This is a genomic window from Natrinema sp. HArc-T2, assembly GCF_041821085.1.
GTDB lineage: Archaea > Halobacteriota > Halobacteria > Halobacteriales > Natrialbaceae > Natrinema.
This window is the reverse complement of the sequence record NZ_JBGUAZ010000007.1, coordinates 41,659-61,473: the sequence shown is the minus strand read 5'-3', so window position 1 is coordinate 61,473 and position 19,815 is coordinate 41,659. Positions and strand designations below refer to the sequence as shown.

The window sequence follows — 19,815 nt, the reverse complement described above, 5'->3', positions numbered from 1 at the left end:
CCAACGTATTAATATTAGAATATTAATTAGTGGTCGATCTCATACTTGATTTCGACGACGAACTGATCGCTGTCGACGATCACGATCGTCAACAGTGGCTCGTGGCTGCCCACGACGGCGACGAGTGGACTGTCTTCGAGGGGCCGATCGATGGCAAAATAGCGGCACCGTTTATCAATGTTCTACCGAGTGAATTTTATGTATGTGATTCGTGATATACATAAATGAATCCACGAGTCGAAGAACAGTTATCTCATGTTGTCGACTTATGTGAGAGGCACAATATTTCTGGAACCAATTTACTTTGGGACGATTATGTGCCGGAAAAAGTTGACCAAGAATACAATGAATTAAAACAACTCGTAGAAGATGATCCATCAGTTCATGCATCCCAATTAGAGCAGATGGTTGACAAACGGGTGGATTTAGACTTCGACGAGTTGCAGAAACTGGGCCTTTGGGATATTGATGTAGAGATCAAGCGAAATAGAGCTATCGAAGAGTATCCAGAGTTAGAAGAACATCTAGATACTGGACTCGTACAAGTTGAATACCCAGTGGAGTATAACAAAAATGGTTGGGAATACAAAAATCATTATTTAATTATGCCTCATTCTCTTTACTATAACTTTCGATTCACTCAAAACCTTTTCTCAAAGTGGAACGGAGATTTTGAACTCAGGGTAGCATTTGATCCACATTCTATAGGATTGCGCGATACCGCTCAAGAGATGTTCTTGGCAGGTCATTGGTTTGGGCCGAAGAGTTTAGAGGCAGTTCGTTCCTCATTTGAGCCAGAAGTATTGATCGTCCATGGATCTAAAAGTTATGACGAAGGTATTCAAGACAAGACAGAATTTTTATTCAAGAACCGAGGTGATGAATGGATTTTAGAAATTGAGGAACTTCTCCCGCGACGAGGAATCGGCTATAGTGTCGGAACAGAATTGCGAAACGACTACTTAGACTACTACACTCGTTACACTCATGCCGTTCTTTCTGAAGACCTTCGTAAGTGTATACATCTTGATGGTGCACTACGTGAATATCCTAGTCGGGAATCATTTATTCAACGACACACAAATAGCTCTAAACGACTTGATTGTGATTGGCCAACACGAGTTACGAATCGATATAAGTTGTTCCAATTAGATGCTTCCGACGACACGATACCAGATTTCCAAGAGCTGATCGGTCTATTCCACTACTTCTGTCCGCATATCATCGAATTCTTTGAGGGTGAAAACGAGAAAACACGTAAGATCGAACAGGACCGCGCTAGGTTTTTCCAGCGTGACCTGGATCAATTACCATAGTGTTTAGACTAGACATCTACAGTACTGTGACTCACTTTCTATACAAATTGGAGATGTTTAGCGATCCTATAGTGGTGACAACATCTTAACTTATTTTCAATCATTCTTCTAATGGCGGGTCCTGTGAGGGGATATAGACCTGCTTCAACGGGACTGTCGCCTGATATTTGGATTCGAGGTCGTCGTAGTGCTGGATCAGGAGATCAATGAACTCATCCCGGTCAATGAGCGTGACCCGCTGTTCAGCGTTCCGTGCAGCATCCTGCGCCTCACTCGTGTATCCCCCAGTCGAGACGAACAGTCCCCGCTCACCATTCCCAAGGGCTCCTGTGAACGCTCGCATGTCCGGGGAACCGACCTTCGACTGTTGGCGTTTGACCTGAACCTTGATATATGGTTCTTCGAATCCCAACGAGTCGGGGTGAGCGACTACGTCGATACCGCGGTCCTGACTGTCTCGCGTCTTTTTCGCGTGGTACCCCATCGCTCGCAAGACTGCGGCGACCAGTCCCTCGAAGACGAACGGGTCCATGTTCGCCAGAATGTCGGAGATGAGTTCATCTGCCTGATTCTCCACCTCGTCGACGAATGGTACGGTGTCCTCCTCGTCCTCGCTCTCATCAGGTGTCTCTCCACTTAGAACGCCCGTGATTTCATCAACGCAGTCGTCAAGCGAGAACACCGTGAGCGTGCTTCCGAGCGTGTTCTTCGTTGAGGTCGTGAACTCGTCGCGCGAAACGGTGTCCTTCCATTCGACACGCCTGACGTGTGGATATCCCGGTGGGTGGTCGCCTGGTTTCCACTCGTACCCGCTCGTGACCTCTCCGATGAGATACTCGCGCTCCGTCTTGTCGTAACTCAGAACCAGATGCTCCTCCTTCATCTCAAGCGCGAACCGGTTCACCTGCCCAGCGTTCTGGGCGATACGTCGACTATTGTGCTCGGAATACTCGTCAGTCGAGTTGAACCGGGCTTTCATCTCCTCGTATGACCGGACATCAGAAACATCCCCCAACTCCTCCCATCCGATAGCGACCAGAGAACGAGACTCGAATTCCCCGACTAACTCGTTGTCATTCCCGGCGCGAACCATGAACGCTCGCTCAGCCATATTATCCGAACTATTCCGAACCTCGAAATATCAAGGTTCGCACGTTCTACCACCTACGACGAGTCCGAGATTACTATACACGGAAGTTCTCGCCGCAGTTTCAGCAAGTCGCCCAGTCACTTTGCTTTACTTTCTGTTTCTCACCGCGCTCCGGGCACTCACGCCATACTGACCGATTTCGATGGGACATCGCCAGCTCACTCGCTTGCTTCTTTGACAACCCGCTCTAGTCCGCTCATTTCCGGCTGTTCGACATCCCATTCTACCAACGCGAACTCGATTATCTCCTCTTCGCGTTCTTCGATTTCATCTTTTCCGAACCCATCGTATTCGGATAGAACCCGCTGAACCCGGAGGCTGGATGATTCGTATGCCTTCTCCCTATCGCCTTCTGCAGTCTTCTTGTCCTCAAACGGGAGGTTCCCATATGTCTTGTTCCAGTATTCGCTGGCTGTCGTGAGGTTTCCAAGTCGATGGACGTAATCAACGAATTCTTCGCGTAGGTCTGCGGGAACATCTTCTTCATCAAGCTTCCGTGCGAGGATATGCTCCACCTCGAAATCTGATGAGAGGATTTGCGAGAGGTTGTGCTCAACGTGCTCATCAACCGCTGCTTCCAAACTCTGCCCGTAGTGATACAGCAGGTATCGGGTGTCTTGACTGGTAACTGAGTCGTAAAATTCTGGGTCACGTAGTTTCCGGACGAACCGTTCGTTCGCCGTGTAGTTTCTGGTAATGGAGTCAAGTCGTTCGATAGCGTCCTCAAAGTCGTATTCATCGTCTGTATGGATGCTGTGGGCGAGACGAACTAGTTTCCCGCGTCCTGTATCCGAACGGCGTCCGTCTATTGCATATACCCTGAACGCGAGGGTTTCACATGCTTCAATAATCTTGACCATCTTCTCGGGGTCGTCGTCACCGTACTCCATCTGTGCCGCTATCAGTACCGGGAGGACGTTGGCGACCCGACCCAATTCGAGAAGACGTTTGAGCGGTGCCCGGACTGGTTCGGGACGCTGTGGTGGTCGGAATAGTGCTGAGAAGGCAGACGAGGCTTCCCGGAGGTCTTGTGTGTACTCGTCTATTTCAGACTGAACCTGTTCATAGTCTCCCTGCCGATAGTCGTTCCGTAGGCGGGTTTTCAGGGTGTCGAGGCTATTGTAGTACTCGTCTGAATCGTAACCATCGTAGATTCCCCAGTGAAATCGCTGGAAACTGTCTTCATCGAAATCGTTGACTCGTTCGTGACCGTTTGATAGGACGAATAGCTCGCGGTAGATGCCTCCAAACCGCTGTTTGATTTTGGTCTCAAGTGCGCCCCGGTTACTCGACCGGTCGTCCATATACATCAGGAAACTCTTCGTCTTGTCCAGCGAGGAAAGAGGCTTACCACGGTCGTTCAGACTTTCGAAGATAGATGCTGCCTCGGAATCGTCATCCAGTTCTACGATATTGATTTTGCAATCGTAGCGCAACCGTTCAGATAGCTCCCGGACGGACATATCCGATGGGGGGTCCTCAAATTGGAATTTAAAGAACTCGTATGCGAATTCGAGACGCTCCTGTGAGGGCGTTTTCGTTTCAAGATTTGAATCCCCGAACAGGCTGTCTCGGAAGAACTCCTCATCTTGGTCCTGTGGCAATAGACGAGGTCGTTCTTCAACAGGGTAAACCAGGCTATCCTCTGACACAGTTTCATCAACCACGTCGTCAAACTGTGTGGCGACGTGGAGAAGTATGAGGGCGGTCGTAAGGCGCTGTTGACCGTCAACAACATCGTATTTATCAAAACGTCTACCCTTGTCTGTCCTGTATTCGTCATCCTGCTCGTCAAGGATGATGTTTCCAAAGAAGTGGGAGGAGTCCTCTGGGAGATATCGAAGGTCATCAATCAAGTCCTCTAATTGTGACTTTTCCCAGGAGTAGCTCCGTTGATACGAGGGAACATCGAAAAGGCCGTCCTGATACAGGGACGCAAGTGTCTCGGTACGGGTCTTCATGATTCTGCTATCAGACGATATACAGATATTTCTTACGACGCTACAGTCACTATATCCACGGTCAAAATATGAGACCTATCTATCCATACGTCTAGGTGTCTTCAGTTGTGATTGTCTGTTGTGAGACACGAATGAGTGACGAAGAACCACAGCAGACCGAGTGGGAGACCGAAGTCGGCTTGTCAGAGGAGACGACCTACGTCGCCATCTACCTGAGTCGCAAGCACGCAGAACAGTGGATGGAAGAGGCAGAAGAGCAAGGCTATGGAGTCGGTCGAAGTACCTCTACGAATTGATTCAGGAGGCACGTGCGTTTCATCAAGAGGGATTCCTTGCCTACGACAAGAACGAGTCGGAAGTCGAAGAGCTGCAACTACAGATCGAGCAGCTCGAGGAGTTCGTCACCGCATTCCTCACTGATCGTTATCAACCATTCGAGCGCCTATTGAACGAGATCACCAGCAGCGGAGTGCTCGTGGGCGTTGTCAAGGATGCTGTCGAGGAGCAGTTATTCGATCTCGCCGATCAGGGGAAAGTCGAATACAAGCAGGGCTACGGATCGCGACTCGCATCCGACCTCGATGACGGGCAAGAGGTGAGTGCATGACTGGCGACACGCGAGAAGATTTATGAAAACAAGCACGACGCAGTCAATGACTTTATCGAGCGCAAGCAGGCAATGGGACGTAGTCGCCGGACACTCAATGCCTACTCTCGCACCCTATGTGCGTTCTTCCACGAGGAGTTCCCAGATGTTGCGCTCGAAGACGTCGAAGTGCGCCACATCGAGGACTATATCAGTTCGCCCGCCGCCCGCGATCTCTCACAGAACACGAAGCGTCGATACCTAGAGTCGCTGAGGTCCTTTTTCGGCTGGGCAATGAAGCGTCCTCGGTACGAGGGGATCACCGGCAATCCCGCCGCCGTCGTACTCGAAGAGATCCCGCAGGTGTCTCGCGAGCGCCCGGACTGCGCAATGGGGGAGAATGCGAAGAAAATCTCCCACAATATCGCTGACCCGCGGAACAAGGCGATTGCAGTCGTGCTGGCGAAAACGGGTTGTCGGATTCACGAGGCACTCTCAATCGAACTGGGCGATCTAATGCTCGATGACGGCCGTGTGCGCAAGGGTGCCGGCCAGACGGTCGTCCCGATCGACGAGGAGGTGAAACACGCCATCAAACAATATCAGTTCATTCATCCGGACACCGATTCGGAATATTTGTTCCTGAGTGTTCGAGGCAACCGTGTTTCCAGCACACAGGTTCAGCGGGCAGTGCGCAAAGCAGCAGTCAAAGCGAACGTGATGACCGAGGGCGAAACCTGCTTTCACCGTAAGTCCACGCCTCAAACCTTCCGTACGGTGTTCACGACGCTCATACAGAACCAGGGAATGAGCGATCGCGTTCTCCAATACATCCGCGGGGACGCCAACAACCGGACGATGAATAACCTTCAAACGATGCGTAGCAGCCACCTATCGTTCTTTTTAGCACCTCTTGAGAGTGATAGCGGGTTTTGAAGATTGAACCCTCTCCATTAGTAAGTTCCACCGGAAATTTTTATATAGTATATTCAATAAGTGTTCTGTGTGTTCAACTCCCATGGTGAATGAACCATGCAAAATGCAGACACTATGAGTGGCTTGGTCCAACTGATCGACGCAGTATCAGTCCTCCCACAACCCGAGCCACATCCGCCTACTAGGTCCCAAGACGGACTGGTCAAGCAGACGCCCTTCGACGAGACTCGTTCTCGGAGTCCTCGAGGTGAGGTGAGCGATCGAACTGAAGCAGCCCCCGTTAGTGTGGCTCTCGAGGCGCTGTTCGAAACATTCCATACAGACCGTTACACTAATGAATACTAATTCACCGCGTAAGTCGTCAGATGCGTCGACTGAATGCCCTGATTTGTTGGCTGGGTTCCGACAAGCGTGTAGGCGAGTCGTGCCGGCAGTGACCTCACTCACAGTCTGGCTGGCCTTCATCGCCCTCGCTTCCGGGTCAGCAGCTGCCCAGTCGAATGTGGGTGACGTCTACTGTGGAACCGGTGTCGAGACCGGCATTGGCATCGTTTTCGGAGCTGTTGCTGGTCTCGGTCTTCCAGCAACGGGATTCTACGTCGGTCGAGCTGGCCTCTCGTACATGCGTGCCGGTGGGAATCCCGAAAAGAAGAATCAGGCCAAAGAGAGACTCGTGATGTCGGGTGTCGGGTTCGGGATCATCGTCCTCGCGCTGATCTCACCTGAACTGATTGACAAGGTTGGAAGTCAGATGGGATTCGGCTTCTCAGACTGTGTCAAACCATTCTGACCCATCAGAACAGAGCCTGCGGTTGCCTGCATCCCAATGACCACACCACGTGTGATCGACGTTGCCCTCATGCTTCTCGTCGCAAGCGGAGGCGCTGTGTTCTTGGCTGTCGGTGTCGCTGTTGCCGAGCCGAATTCGAGTCCAGCGATCCCTGCGGATGGGCCAGATTACGGCGTGAACGAGACACGATTCCCGCTGTTGTGGTCAGACGACCTCGATCAGCAAAACCGCTCGAGCGAGGAATTCGGGGACACAATTTCCTCTGCGCCGGAGTTTTCGACCCGGCTTGCAGGGTCGACGGACGTCCCGTTCGAGAAACCAATCGACGATGTCGAGAGGTGGAACAGCGGTGATCTCCAAGACTTTGACCCTGGTGGTGAGAAAACCTCTGTCCATCCAGAACGGGCACACCTCGAGGATGGGCTCTACATCCGGGATGCGTACACGAGCATCGTTGCAGTCCAGCCGTCGACGGTGCTGCACTCGGGGAACACGTCGGCGCGGTACATTATGCCAGACGGCGAGGTCCTTGCGATAGCCGATTACCGGGTCCGTGTCCCAGACGATGACACGAGCGGCTCTGTCCGCCATCACTGGTCAATTGCTGACACTGCCGTTGACACGGTTGTCCTACAGACAGATAGTTGGGTACTCGACGCTGATCGTGGCCATCGCTCCACGCTCGAGTATCGGGGACTGTCGGGAGCGCAGAATCTGACCGTTGAAGCGACAGTTACCGCTCGCCTTCGGCATGAAACCCGGACGTGCACGAATTACAATAGCACGATCGGATCTTGTGAGGGGTCATGGGAGACAGAGGTCGACTATCCAACCGAACAGGTAACAGCGACTGACTCCCGCCACGCAGTTGTCACACAGATCAACGACAGAGGCGGGAAGCGTGTTGCATTCGAGAGCGATGCGACTCACACTGGTGTTGTTATCCATCCGGGAACTCGCTGGTCGGCAATCGATGTTAGCAGTGATGCGCGCTTGCGTGGAAACTGGCGGTTCTATTCGGCGGGAGTCGACGGCTGGCGGACGATGGTGTCTCGGACGGAAACAGAGACGACTCGGACGAATTCGTCCGTTCGTCCGGCACAACTCCATGCTATCCCCACGCAGAAACAACCGGATATGCCGAGCAAGGCAACAGAGGATGCCGAGCCACCGCTAGTGATCGAAGAGGCGTGGGGGAGCAAACACGCTGGCCCGTCCCTTCCAAGCGAGATCGCCATTCCGACGGTTGACAACTATACGAATGCGACGTCGATCGCTGTCCGATCAGAGACGCTTCCAGCAGCGACCTTCGACGAGGTGACTGTCCACGGAATCGTTCGTGGCCAGTCAGAGACGATTTCGGTCACCGACAACGGAACCGTTCGTGACACAACCCTCGAGTTGACGGTTCTCGAGGCAAACTCGTCGGGAACGCTCGTTCAGGCAACCGTCACGGAGACGACGACCGGTGATCCGATCACGACTGGGAGAGTCAAAATCGGAAGCCAATCGGCTGCACTGAACGCGAGTGGAATTGCCGTTCTTGAGCTCGAGAAGCAGCCGTCGTCGCTCATCGATGGCCAGTACGTTCCCGCAGACTGGTGGCGTGCCGATCAGTTGTACTCAGCAGCCGAGGATCGGGCGACGGTTCCTCCGAACTACCCCAAGTTCCAGAAGCTTGTCCAGCTGTTCCTCGTGACGCTGCTCTGGTTCCTCCCGGTCGCTCTGGCTGTCTACGGCTTTGACTACCTGACTGGCGGTGCGGTCCTTGGACTACGAGACCATCCATGACAGAAAATACCAATCGAGACGACAGTGGTATCGCTCGCCGAGCAGTCCTTGCTAGCCTTGGTGTGAGCACAGCCGCCCTTGCCGGCTGTACGTCGGACACGTCCACAGACCCATCAAACAGCAGTAACAGCACGGATGGCAACGGAATTAGCGCGGAAGGAAGTGACGTCTTCGCCTCTGTCGAGATGGGTGACACAACTCTCAAGATCGAGGTTGCCGATGATGCGTCAGTTGAGTTCATCAACCTCATCGATCCGAACGGCGAGTTGTTTGATCAACAACGCCTCGCGACCGGTGAGACCACGACATCATTCGAAATTCTCGGTCGCTATGAGGACAGTGTGCCCACTGGGGACTACGAACTGGTTGCTCTCGATGGAGACGAGCAGGTCGATACGACAACAATCACGCTCGAGGCTGAGTGTACGATTACGGATGTGCTGTGGGCAGCAGAGAATCCCGACATGGATTGGGACAAGAATTCGCCTGTCTGGGACAAAAATGCAGCCGTCTTAATTGAGAATAAGGGGAATATCCCGTCGCTGCTCACTGAGATCCAATGGACAGGAGCGCCAATCAATAATCTCCTTTCGACTGAGACCAAATCGTACTACCACGAAACGCTCTTACCGCCCGGTGAGACTACCACGGTATATTCCGGTGGGAGAATTTATCGAACCGAGAGTCCACATAGCTCTGTTGATTGTGGAGAACTTGGGATTGAATCTCTAACTGTGACGGCTATCGTCCAAGTTGGTGAGAATCACTCGTATTCTCAACAGATTAGATATGGTGGTACAGACCAGTCGTGCGATCTCACTATTATCGATAACAGTTCAGACGACTCCTTGTCAGAGGATGGTGATCTCTGATGGCATGGCTAAGAGAAGAGGTCAAGGGAGCAATCGAGGATGTCGTCGAGGATATGACAGAGATGCTCCTTGGACTCATGAACACCATTTATGAGGGCATCCTATCTCCGATCGTTGGTGTTCCAGCACCGACATCTGATTCGGGATATATGGTTATCGGAACGCCAGATAATGAGCCTTGGGCTAGTATATACCAAGATGTCTATCTGAAGTATGTGATGCCTCTGACTATTATGATTCTAATCGTTGCCTTCGCATTTATCGGGCTTCGGGCAGGCTCGATTAGCGAGTATCGGCGGAAACGACTCCTGCGGCGGCTAGGGCTTGTATTTATGGCGACATTCGTCTGGTTCCCTCTAGTCTCTATCCCGTTGCAATTTATCGACGCAGTCGGAATGACAATTGCTCCAATTGACGACATGACTGCAAATTTCGAGGGGCTGATCAAAGGAGCACTGGGAGGAATCTTCGCCATTCTTGCGATGGTCGTATTGTCCAATGTGGCACTCGTCGTAGCTGGATTTATTGTTGCTTTCCGAGAAATTGGGATCCTTGTCCTGACACCAGTTATGCCATTGTTGGGTGTTCTCTGGGCGCTCGAGATTTGGCCATTCACTCCAGCATCCAACATGGCACGTCGTGTCGCTGGGATTTATCCAGGGCTGGTGCTTGCGGGGCTTCCAGCAGCGGTCTTATTTCGAATCGGCTGGGCAATTGACCTGAACACTACGTTTGAAGGGATTTACTCCGTGTTTGTCGGACTTGCACTGATTCCTGCAGCGATTATTGCGATGGTCATGACGGTCTACTGGAGTAGCCCAGCTATGCGGACGATCGCCCAGAAAGGGGCTACTGCAACGAATCCTGCAGCGGCCAAAGCTGGCGCTGCAAAGGCAAAACGGACCTCTGGAAAAGCTGTCCGTGGAGCCCGAAACGTCCACCGTGGATACGCAGATAACCAGATTGGTGCCATCACGAAAAGCGGCCAGACGACGCTCCAGAGCGGCAATTCGAAAGCGTACAAGCTTGGCTCCTCGGCTCGCTCAACGAAGGATCACGCCGGCCGCTACAACAACTTGCGGAAGTCGAAGACAGGACGGATGCGCGATAAGGCCGCTGATGACGCTCGCAAAGCTACACAGAAGGCGTCGACTCGAGCGAAGCGTGGGCTCAAAAACACGAAAGAGAAGGTCTCGAGGTGGTGAGTTTGATGAGTACGAACACTGAGGATCACGAGTATGATGCGCGAAAGATCCACCAGTCATTAGGTGGCACAACGGCCTTTTTCCAGGGCTATACGATCGGCGAACTCATGCTGTTTCTCGCAGTCGCGTTCGTCACGGTCGTTGTAGCGACGTTCATCCCATCAGCACTGACAATCCCGGTCCTGGGATTCGGACTTATGCTTACGACGCTGCTGTTCTTGCTCCACAAGGTCAAGCCCGGATATTTGTGGCTCACCGAGTGGCTCGCTGCTCGTCTTAGCTGGGCGATCAAGAACAAGGAGTACACGCACGGCGGCGAAGACAATAGCGAAGTACGGTATCTGACTCGCCTACAGCGAGTGTACCCGCATGCCATCGAACGAACGGATGGCGCACTCGTTGGGGCGATGAAAGTCGAGCCCGCGAACATGGCTCTTGAGGACGACGACGCGTGGGCGAAGGCTGTTCAGTCACTCTCGGAGTTCGCCAACTCGACTGTCGACTTTCCAGTGAAGATCTACGTCACTAGCCGCGAGGTCGATGACGACGAGATCGTCCGTGCACATCAGAACCGACTCGCTGACGCTGATGTTCGCTCACGCCCCGTGTTGAAACGGCTTCTCGAGAAATACGTTGCGGCGAATACGACTGACAACGGTGAAATCGACTCTGAGACGACCACGATCCGCGAGTACTACCTTATTACCGCGGTGAACGACGATGATATCGAGCACTTCGATAAAACGGACGACAGTGTCCTCGCCTATCTTGCTGACCTTCCTGCTATTGGACGGCTCTTCGGTCGGTTCCAAACTGACGACCTGACCGACGCTGAGCGAGAGCAATTCAAGGAAGAACATCTCGAGTCACGACTCACACAACTCCGTCGTGGTGGGTCGTCGCTCTATCGGTGTTCGATCAGCCCCCTCGATGCCTACGATCTCGCTCGGATCACGAAGGAGTACTGGACGTGCCATCCCGAAGAGTACGCCGATATCACGAATGCACTCGGGACGTTCCCAGTCGTTTCCCACGGGATAAGCGACGGTGTCCCAGCAACGCCCGATCCCGATGATGTCCTCGATGCGATGGCTGAGTACGACAGTCCGTCAGATACGGCCTCGAGCGATCGTGGTGAAGACACTATCGACGACTCGTCCGCCGGAACTGGCGATCAGCTGCCAGACACGTCGACGATGCACCAGTCGGTGGTCGCACCGTCGACGGTCGATTGGGAGACGACTTACGCAGTGATCAACGACGAGACGTACGTTCGCACGTTCTGGATTGAACAGTTCCCCGAAGAACCCCCGGATGGCCTTCTCGAGCGACTGTTACTCGATACGGAGTTGCAGACCGACATCAGCATCCATCTCGATCCGTTCGATAGCCAGTCGGCTCAGGACATGATGGCAGACTGGATCTCGGATTTGAAGATCAACCAGCATGACTCGAATAGCCTCAAATCCGAGGATCTCCAGGCAGACATCGATCAGGCGAAGTATATGCGGTCGCTCGTCCGTGCGAACAAAGCATCGTTCTATCGCGGTGGTGTGTTCATTCGCCTCGCCGCTGATAGTCAACAGGAACTCGATAATCACACGACGCGCCTGCGGTCGATAATCAAGGATGCGCCGGCGAATTGTACGCTCAAGGTTGCGAGTCGCTGGCAGGAACGCGGGCTCGCAACAGTGTCACCGCTTGGCGCGAACGAACTTGGCCGTGACCGCATGTCGACGCTGACGAACCAAGCCGTCGGCGCGATGTTCCCGTTCTCGTCGAACTACCTGATGATGGACGAGGGTATCGAGTACGGCTATCACGGCCACAACAGCTCTCCAATCCGGATCAACCCGTGGGCGCTCGAGACGGGTCACAGTGAACTCGTCGTCGGAATGCCGGGCGCTGGGAAGACGTTCGGCGACATCATGCGCCACCTTCGGATGATGAAACGCCGCACCGATACCATGCTCGTTCTCGTCGATCCAGTTGGTGGCTTCCGCGGGATCGCAGACGCGCTGAACGCAAAGACGATCACTGTCGGTGGCGATACGAAGCTCAACCCACTCGAAATCCGCGAGACGCCCCAACACGTCCTCGACTCTAGTGACGGGATTTCGCCCCTTTCAGCGAAGAAAGACGAGGTCTACGCTGTCCTCGAGAACTTCCTCGACGCTCGCGATATCGAACTCGGAACCGAGACGGGCGTCCTCTCATACGTCATCGACGAAGCCTACCGGCAAGCAGGGATCGTCGAGGACGATGTCTCGACGCACACATCGGCGAATTCACCGACAATGCAGGATGTCCACCGGATCCTCTGTGATATCGCTGAGAACCCGGACGAGCACAATATCGCGAAATCCGACTCCGCTCGCGAGCGTGCCGCACAGTATGCAGATGAACTCGCGATTGCGTTCCAGCCATTCCGTGAGGGCGGGTCCTACGAAAACCTCTCTCACCATTCAGAGATCGATATCCTTGAGGGCGACAACAAGGTCGTCTATATTGACCTCGGTCAAATCGAAGGGAGTGCATCGGGGATCGATCGCCAGACATTCCTGATGCAACTGCTGCTGTCAACGATATATCAGCAGGCGAAAAACACTCAGCGAAACGTCGAACTCGCGATCGACGAAGCCCACTATCTCTTCGAGGACCAAGCGAATCTCGATTTCCTCGAGACAGCGTTCCGGCACCAACGCCATGCAGGGCTTCGGATGGTATTACTCTCCCAAACTGCTCAGGAATTTTACGAGACCGAGCAGGCGGAGAAGATCATCGGCATGTGTCCGATCAAGGTCCTCCACAAGCTCCCTGAATTAGATGATCGGACAGCGGACAAGATCGGGCTAACCGAAGAGCAGCGCCGGTACGTCAGGGGTGCCGACGCTGGGAACGAAGACCTTGGCTACAGTCAGGCACTCGTTCGCGTCGAAGAACACGGAACGTACCCGCTGCATATCGTTGCTGACGACTTCGAGAAACGGGTTATCGACTACGAGCCTGAGGATCAGGCCTTTATCGAGCAGGCAATTCGTGACGAGCCAGCGGAGTTGCTCGCCTTCGAAGAGTTCGTCGAGAACGAAGCCCAGCGCAACGCGCTTGCAACCCGTCTCGATCTCAGTGCAGATGCGGTCAGACACCTTCTCGAGGCAGATCTCACGAAAGAGGAGGTTCTCGATGCAGTCGTCGAGCATTTCCTCGAGACAGACGGTGAGAAATCGTCTGTCCGGCCTGATGGTGGAGAATCGGGGGAGTCAGCTACTGCAGAGGATACGACTGAAACCAAGTGTGGTACGAAAGACCATGACTAGGCTCAACCAAATCAAGACGATCATAGACTCGTCGCCACGGTACGAGGCGACGCAACTCAACTTCGGAGAACACGATTCGTTCGTCCAACGGCAAGCGGATACGCCAGGCACGCTGCTTCGGATCCGACCCTACAAAGAGAACAACGGTATCGCGGATGGGGCTGGAGTCCTACAGTCGGTCCACGATGTGACGACGAACTTCCGTGGGAAGAATACGAGTGACCATCACTCGTTCGAGGTCTGGTTCGACGAAGGCAAAATCAAGTTCTACATGCACGCTGCCACCGAGGCAGCTGCGGACAAGTTCCGCCGTCGTGTCGGGAACAACTACGCCAACAGTGAGGTCTTCCCGGTCGAGGAGGGCTATGCGTTCCCCGTCATCCACTCTGATGAGCACGTTGCCGGTGCGTGGCTCGAGATGGAGAAGATCCCCTACTATCCGATTCGTCATCACAACAGCGAGGGCTTCGAGACGGATCCCTACGGCGAGATTACGAGCGAGATGCTATCGCTCGATGAGAGTACCGTCGTTACGCAGGTCGTCTTCCGACCTGCGAAACAGTCGTGGACCGACGGCGACCGGTTCAAGCACAATAGCGTCGACGAACTCGCCCATGCGCTTCGGCAGGGGACATCCGTCGGCTGGCTCAACCCTCGTACGCGACCGCCAAGCGAGAAGGACAAACAGGCCGCGAAAACCATCGAACAGCAACGTGGTCAACAGGCGTTCCACGTAAACATTCGCGTCCTCGCTATCTCGAGCGAACAGGCCGAAGCCGAGGCCCGTGCTCGTGGCGTCGCGGGGATGTTCAGGAAGTACTACAACGCCATCACTGAACAGGGCCTTGACGACAACCCTGTTTGGCATCGGCGAGAGCGCAAACGTGCCACGCAGCTTCGACAGTTCGTTCAGCGAATGTGTGATCGCGAGTGGATCGACCGGCACATGATTATGACAGTCGACGAACTCGCCGGCGTCGCACACATCCCCAATGCGGAGATTGAGACGCCGAATATCGACTGGCGATATACCCGACGTGGTGACCGTGCCCCTGCCGATCTCGGCCAATACGAACAGTCCACCAGTAGCAGCGCTTCCACTGAACACAACGTTACTAACAGAGGACACGATGGTGTTTGATCGATTCTTTGACCGCAGCAAATCCGAAGAGGGTATGAAGACCGAGCCAGCGACACAAGCTACTGGTGACGGTGACTCTCCGCTCGATTCACCACCGGCTCCCCAATCCCAACTCGGCGAGACATACGATATCGGTGAGCAGAAGACCAGTTCCATCGGAGGGAAGCAAGCTATCACCGAAACGGCTCAGGAGGGCACTGTTGCAGGACCATTTGTCCGCGAGATGTTCGAAGCAGGTGTTGAGACACCGTCTGCACCACTCTGGGTCGGCTACGATAAGGACCCACAGCGGGGCTTCCGTGAAGTTCCGCTCCGCTTTGACTCGCTTTTCCGCCATATCTGGATTACGGGCACCACTGGCTACGGGAAAACCACAGCGCTACTGAATATGATGGTCCAGTGGGCCTACTCCGGCTATGGCTTCACGTACTTCGATCCGAAAGGCCGAGACTCTCGAGAGCTCCTGCGCAAACTCCCTGAACATCGACTCGAGGACGTGGTCTGGATTGAGCCCGGTTCGACCACCCATGAGAAGACGATCGGGATGAACTTCCTCGAGGTGCCCGAGTGCGAGACAACCGAAGAACTCGAGAACGAGATCGAAAACCGAGTCGAGAACCTGAAAGCGGTCTTCGACACCTCCGACTACTGGGGCATCAACATGGAGGCGATCACCGAGTCAATGGCTCGGGCGATGATGAAATCGGAGAAACCGTTCTCGATCATCGATATGTACTTCACGTTGCTCAACGCCGAGCGGCGCGAAGATTTCGCCCTCGACGTTAAGGATCCCTACATCAGGGAGTTCTGCCTCGAGATTGCGAATATGGAGGAGGAGACGATCCGTCCCCTCCTGAAACGGATCAAGTCATGGGTTGAGAATTCGGTGATTCGTCGGATCATTGCCCATCGTGAGAGTACGATCGATTTCCGAGACATCATCGACAACGATCGGATCGTTATCGTTCGAACGCCCGTCGAGAATACAGATATCAAGAAGATGGTCACGCTCGGTGTGATGCGCAACCTCTGGAGTGCCATTCAGCACCGGTCGTACGAACGCGATACCGATCCAGACCCCTATTTTGTCCTGTGTGACGAGTTCGACGACATTGCTAGCGACAATCTTGATATCGAGTCGATGCTGGCCCGTGCTCGCTCGATGCGACTATCGGTGACGCTCGCTTCCCAGTACCCCTCGCAGTTTGATGAGGATACGCTGAAAGCGATGCAGAACAACTGTGATAACCTTCTTGCCTTCTCGGTCAACGACGTCGACGACGCCCAACTGCTGATGAAGCGGTTTCAGGGTTACACGGCAGAGAATTTGATCTCGACTGATCAGTACAAGGCCTGGACGAAACTTCCGCTCGAGGGTGGGCGCTATTCTGAGCCGGTCCTCATCAACTCGTTCCCGCCGTATCCACCGCTTCGGTCGACTGAGACTGTCGATGATATCATCGAACAGAGTTTAGAGCGCTACGGAACTGACCCGCTAACGGACGCAGAGATCCTCCAGAACCTCATCTACAGCGATGCCAATGAAGCCGCCAACCCGACGAAGATACTGGGTGAGACAATGGCCGAAGCGGTTCGAGCGATGCAGCTACGGGAGGGCGTTCGAGACGAGAATGGCTGGGTGGATGTCACCGCCGTCGACGAGGAACTCTTGATCCGCCTCGAGAATAGCCAAGCAGACATCGACTACGAGTACGAGGACCTCCCCGATGTACGTGACGCGTCGCGGTTGATCGAGGTCGAGCTACAGGATGACGACATCGTGACGCGGCTCTCCGACCATGGGGAAACGGAGGTACAGCCCGAAACGGGGGCTGTCGAATCGGCAGGCGGATCCGACCACGATGCGGTGCTTATGGATACCGAGCGGGCACTCACCGAGCGCGGATTCAGCGTCGATGTTCTCGAACAGGATGGGAGCGAACAACCCGACGCCACCGCGACGCACCCAGACCACGACGTCGTGTTCAACATCGAGGCCGAGACGACGACGCCTGACCGACCTGCAAAAGTCTTGCAGAACCTCACACGAGCGCACGAAGCTGATCGCGTCCCGCTCTTCGTCGTCCGGCCCGGTGACCCCGAGACAGAGTGGGCGACGCGACTCGAGAATATTCTCTCGCCGCCACTACGAGAGCGAGCAGACGGCACCGAGCAGTTCTATAACTGCGACGAGGTCGTGACCTTCGGCGGTGGGGCGACCGCCCACGGTGGGGTAACCGCCGTTCGCCCCCGGACGGCCGACACGAATCGGACAGTCTGGACGCGTGACGACGGTGAGCGTGTACTCTCAGACGGTGAAACGGAGTTCGCCCGTGTTCCAGACGAGGGGCCGCTCTCGAAAGACGGCGTCCCGGCCTACTACAGCTACGACCACGAAACCGGACAGTACACCGTCCACAAACCCGGCGAGACTCGCGTCTACGACTCGAAAGACGAGTTCGAGACGGAGTGGACGCCGATCAAGCGACCGTTCATTCCCGATATCGAACTCCCAGATGCGGACTATTCGCGCGACAGCTACATTGTGCTAGTGCTCCCGGAGGACGGTGCTCCCAAAATATTCCAGCAGGGGGAACTGTATACACTCTCCGAGAACCCAGACGAGGAGGACTTGTGGCCGGACGCCGCCACTAGTGAGCACGCACAGGCTACAATATCGATGGATGCCGATGAGGAGACACCATCGACGGGGTCTAGCCCACCAACGGATGGGTCGGAGGGGATCGATCCGAGTGGTGACGGTATCGAGGCGTTCGCAGCGATGTACATCAGAGAAGCTGATGGAGCGCAAGTCCCAAAGGAAACGCTGTTTCAGGCGTACTCGGTCTGGACTGATCAGCACGATATTGACGGACTAAACTCAGTCTGGTTCAGTCGGAAGCTCGGGAACGTCGTCGAATATGAAAGTGGCCGTGTCAGAGAAAACGGCGATGATTTGGTGACAGTCTACACCGGTATCGACCTGACACCAGGGGGCTCCCAGCTGCTTGATCAATGAGTTATATCAGAACTATGAACAAATATGGGTCAAGTGAATCACATGAGCAACTGACTCAGAAATCAAATCACAAATCAGGCGCGTATAGTCATCAGGGCCTTGGTTTGGGCTTCATACTACACTCTGTTCAGGGTAAAACAAATGTTCAGAGTAAACCCTCCACCCGTGTTCAGGGTAAAAACCGCATCACGGGAGCAGTGTTCAGGGTAAATCCCGGGTCAAAACCAACTAGTATAGAAGGGGTAGCCCCCGTTGGACAGGGTAGCGAACAGCCCACTGGATGTCGGTGTGTTTGTCAGCATCGTGATAGTGGATGCACGATGTCCAACTGGACGCATATTACGAGGTCGATCGATGATGTCTGAGAGCACTGTCTCGGTACTCCCCGAGGAACTACGTGAGCGCGACCAGTGGGTCTGCTGGAAAGAAGAACCTCGAGATGGGAAGCCGACGAAGATACCAGTGACGCCAGGGAGTGGTGCGTTCGCGTCATCGACGGATCCCGAAACATGGGCGTCGTTCGAGACAGCCCTCGAGTACGCCGGCACGGAGAACGCCGATGGCATCGGCTTCGTCTTTACCGACGACGATCCCATCGTCGGCGTGGATCTGGATGACTGTCGAGATCCCGAAAGCGATGACGTCGACGACACAGCACTGGACATCATCGAGCGACTCGATTCTTATACGGAGATCTCTCCGTCGGGTACTGGGTTCCATGTACTCATCAGGGGAGAACTCCCAGATGGACGGAACCGCCGTGGCAGCATCGAACTATACGACACTGCTCGGTTTTTCACCGTGACTTGCGACCGCCTCGAGGACACACCACCTCGCGTTGCACGTCGGCAGGACGCGCTGGTAGCGATCCATCGTGAGTACGTCCAAGATTCTAAGCCGGACTCAGAGCACAAATCCGGGACCTATAGCACCACTGATGAGCAGACAACAACGACGATCAGCGCAGCCGATACCAACGTCGACCTCGAGGACCAAGAGCTGCTTGAGCGAGCGCAGAATGCGTCAAACGGTGAGAAGTTCGAGCGGTTGTGGCGTGGCTCGACTGCTGGTTATGAGAGTCAGTCGGAAGCAGATATGGCGCTGTGTTGTTTGTTGGCGTTCTGGACTGGCGGGGATCAGCAGCAGATGGACCGGCTCTTCCGCCAATCGGGACTGCTTCGAGACAAGTGGGACGAAGTCCACTATGCAGATGGCTCTACATATGGCGAAAAGACCATCGAACGAGCGATTTCGAGTACCTCCGAGTTCTACGACCCGGACACTCGAGAGACAGCAACCGAATCTGTTCCCAGAACGAGCGAGTCGTCGACCACTGCCAGCCGTGGCGAATCGGAACGGAATAGGAACCGTGCGTATCTGGTCGAGAAGAACCGACTGTTGACCGACCGTGTCGACGAACTGGAGACCACGCTCGAACAGAAAAATGAGCGTATCGAGCAGCTCGAGGCCACGATCGACGATCTCAAAACCGAACTTGCAGAGCGTGACCGAGAGATCAAGCAGACTCGAGAAGAACAAGCCGGGACGACGTCCGATTGTGATACCGCTTCAGAGACATCCTCTCTGTGGGGACGATTATTCGGCGATAGCTCCAAATAACAATCGTTGGGAGGATCGTTTCTTCAATTCAGAGTAAGCTATGATAGGGACACCCGATTGGTAAGTAAGTCTGCGAACTGAACAATTTTCTCTATTGAAAATGCGGTACGG

14 protein-coding genes are annotated in these 19,815 nt (G+C 54.3%); 12 read left to right on the top strand and 2 right to left on the bottom strand.

What is annotated here, in order from left to right:
• Positions 1 to 224 precede the first annotated feature (224 nt).
• Entirely contained in the window at positions 225 to 1,316 is a 1,092-nt protein-coding gene (locus ACERI1_RS15890; protein WP_373619444.1) for a hypothetical protein, read from the top strand.
• A gap of 100 nt (positions 1,317 to 1,416) precedes the next feature.
• Here ACERI1_RS15890 and ACERI1_RS15885 read toward each other — a convergent pair whose 3' ends face one another.
• Complete coding sequence (locus ACERI1_RS15885; RefSeq protein ID WP_373619443.1) at positions 1,417 to 2,427, bottom strand: restriction endonuclease; 1,011 nt, start codon at positions 2,425 to 2,427, stop codon at positions 1,417 to 1,419.
• A gap of 197 nt (positions 2,428 to 2,624) precedes the next feature.
• Complete coding sequence (locus ACERI1_RS15880) at positions 2,625 to 4,427, bottom strand: DUF262 domain-containing protein (RefSeq protein ID WP_373619442.1); 1,803 nt, start codon at positions 4,425 to 4,427, stop codon at positions 2,625 to 2,627.
• A 131-nt stretch (positions 4,428 to 4,558) separates the two neighbouring features.
• Here ACERI1_RS15880 and ACERI1_RS15875 point away from each other — a divergent pair, with 131 nt between their 5' ends.
• The 11 genes from ACERI1_RS15875 (at position 4,559) to ACERI1_RS15825 (ending at position 19,704) form a co-directional block, all read left to right on the top strand.
• Entirely contained in the window at positions 4,559 to 4,723 is a 165-nt protein-coding gene (locus ACERI1_RS15875) for a hypothetical protein (protein WP_373619440.1), read from the top strand.
• A complete protein-coding gene (locus ACERI1_RS15870; protein ID WP_373619437.1) occupies positions 4,720 to 5,034 on the top strand; it encodes a hypothetical protein in 315 nt (104 codons plus the stop codon). Before ACERI1_RS15875 ends, ACERI1_RS15870 begins: the two co-directional genes overlap by 4 nt.
• 72 nt (positions 5,035 to 5,106) lie before the next feature.
• Complete coding sequence (locus ACERI1_RS15865; RefSeq protein ID WP_373619436.1) at positions 5,107 to 5,949, top strand: tyrosine-type recombinase/integrase; 843 nt, start codon at positions 5,107 to 5,109, stop codon at positions 5,947 to 5,949.
• Positions 5,950 to 6,283: 334 nt separating this feature from the next.
• Positions 6,284 to 6,739, top strand: a complete 456-nt coding sequence (locus tag ACERI1_RS15860) for a pilin (RefSeq protein WP_373619435.1) — start codon at positions 6,284 to 6,286, stop codon at positions 6,737 to 6,739.
• A 36-nt stretch (positions 6,740 to 6,775) separates the two neighbouring features.
• Positions 6,776 to 8,530 (top strand): hypothetical protein, encoded by a 1,755-nt coding sequence (locus tag ACERI1_RS15855; protein WP_373619434.1) that lies wholly within the window; start codon positions 6,776 to 6,778, stop codon positions 8,528 to 8,530.
• On the top strand, positions 8,527 to 9,402 hold the full coding sequence (locus tag ACERI1_RS15850) for a hypothetical protein (protein ID WP_373619433.1): 876 nt from the start codon (positions 8,527 to 8,529) through the stop codon (positions 9,400 to 9,402). The genes ACERI1_RS15855 and ACERI1_RS15850 overlap by 4 nt, the downstream gene beginning before the upstream one ends.
• A complete protein-coding gene (locus ACERI1_RS15845; RefSeq protein ID WP_373619432.1) occupies positions 9,402 to 10,607 on the top strand; it encodes a hypothetical protein in 1,206 nt (401 codons plus the stop codon). The genes ACERI1_RS15850 and ACERI1_RS15845 overlap by 1 nt, the downstream gene beginning before the upstream one ends.
• A gap of 5 nt (positions 10,608 to 10,612) precedes the next feature.
• Positions 10,613 to 13,924 (top strand): VirB4 family type IV secretion system protein, encoded by a 3,312-nt coding sequence (locus tag ACERI1_RS15840; RefSeq protein ID WP_373619431.1) that lies wholly within the window; start codon positions 10,613 to 10,615, stop codon positions 13,922 to 13,924.
• A complete protein-coding gene (locus tag ACERI1_RS15835) occupies positions 13,917 to 15,065 on the top strand; it encodes a hypothetical protein (protein ID WP_373619430.1) in 1,149 nt (382 codons plus the stop codon). The genes ACERI1_RS15840 and ACERI1_RS15835 overlap by 8 nt, the downstream gene beginning before the upstream one ends.
• Before the next feature lie 34 nt (positions 15,066 to 15,099).
• The gene (locus ACERI1_RS15830) at positions 15,100 to 18,084 is read left to right on the top strand and encodes a TraM recognition domain-containing protein (RefSeq protein ID WP_373619429.1); all 2,985 of its coding nucleotides are present in this window, start codon (positions 15,100 to 15,102) and stop codon (positions 18,082 to 18,084) included.
• A 354-nt stretch (positions 18,085 to 18,438) separates the two neighbouring features.
• Positions 18,439 to 19,704: a hypothetical protein gene (locus ACERI1_RS15825; protein ID WP_373619428.1), complete on the top strand. Its 1,266-nt coding sequence runs from the start codon at positions 18,439 to 18,441 to the stop codon at positions 19,702 to 19,704.
• Positions 19,705 to 19,815: the final 111 nt, after the last annotated feature.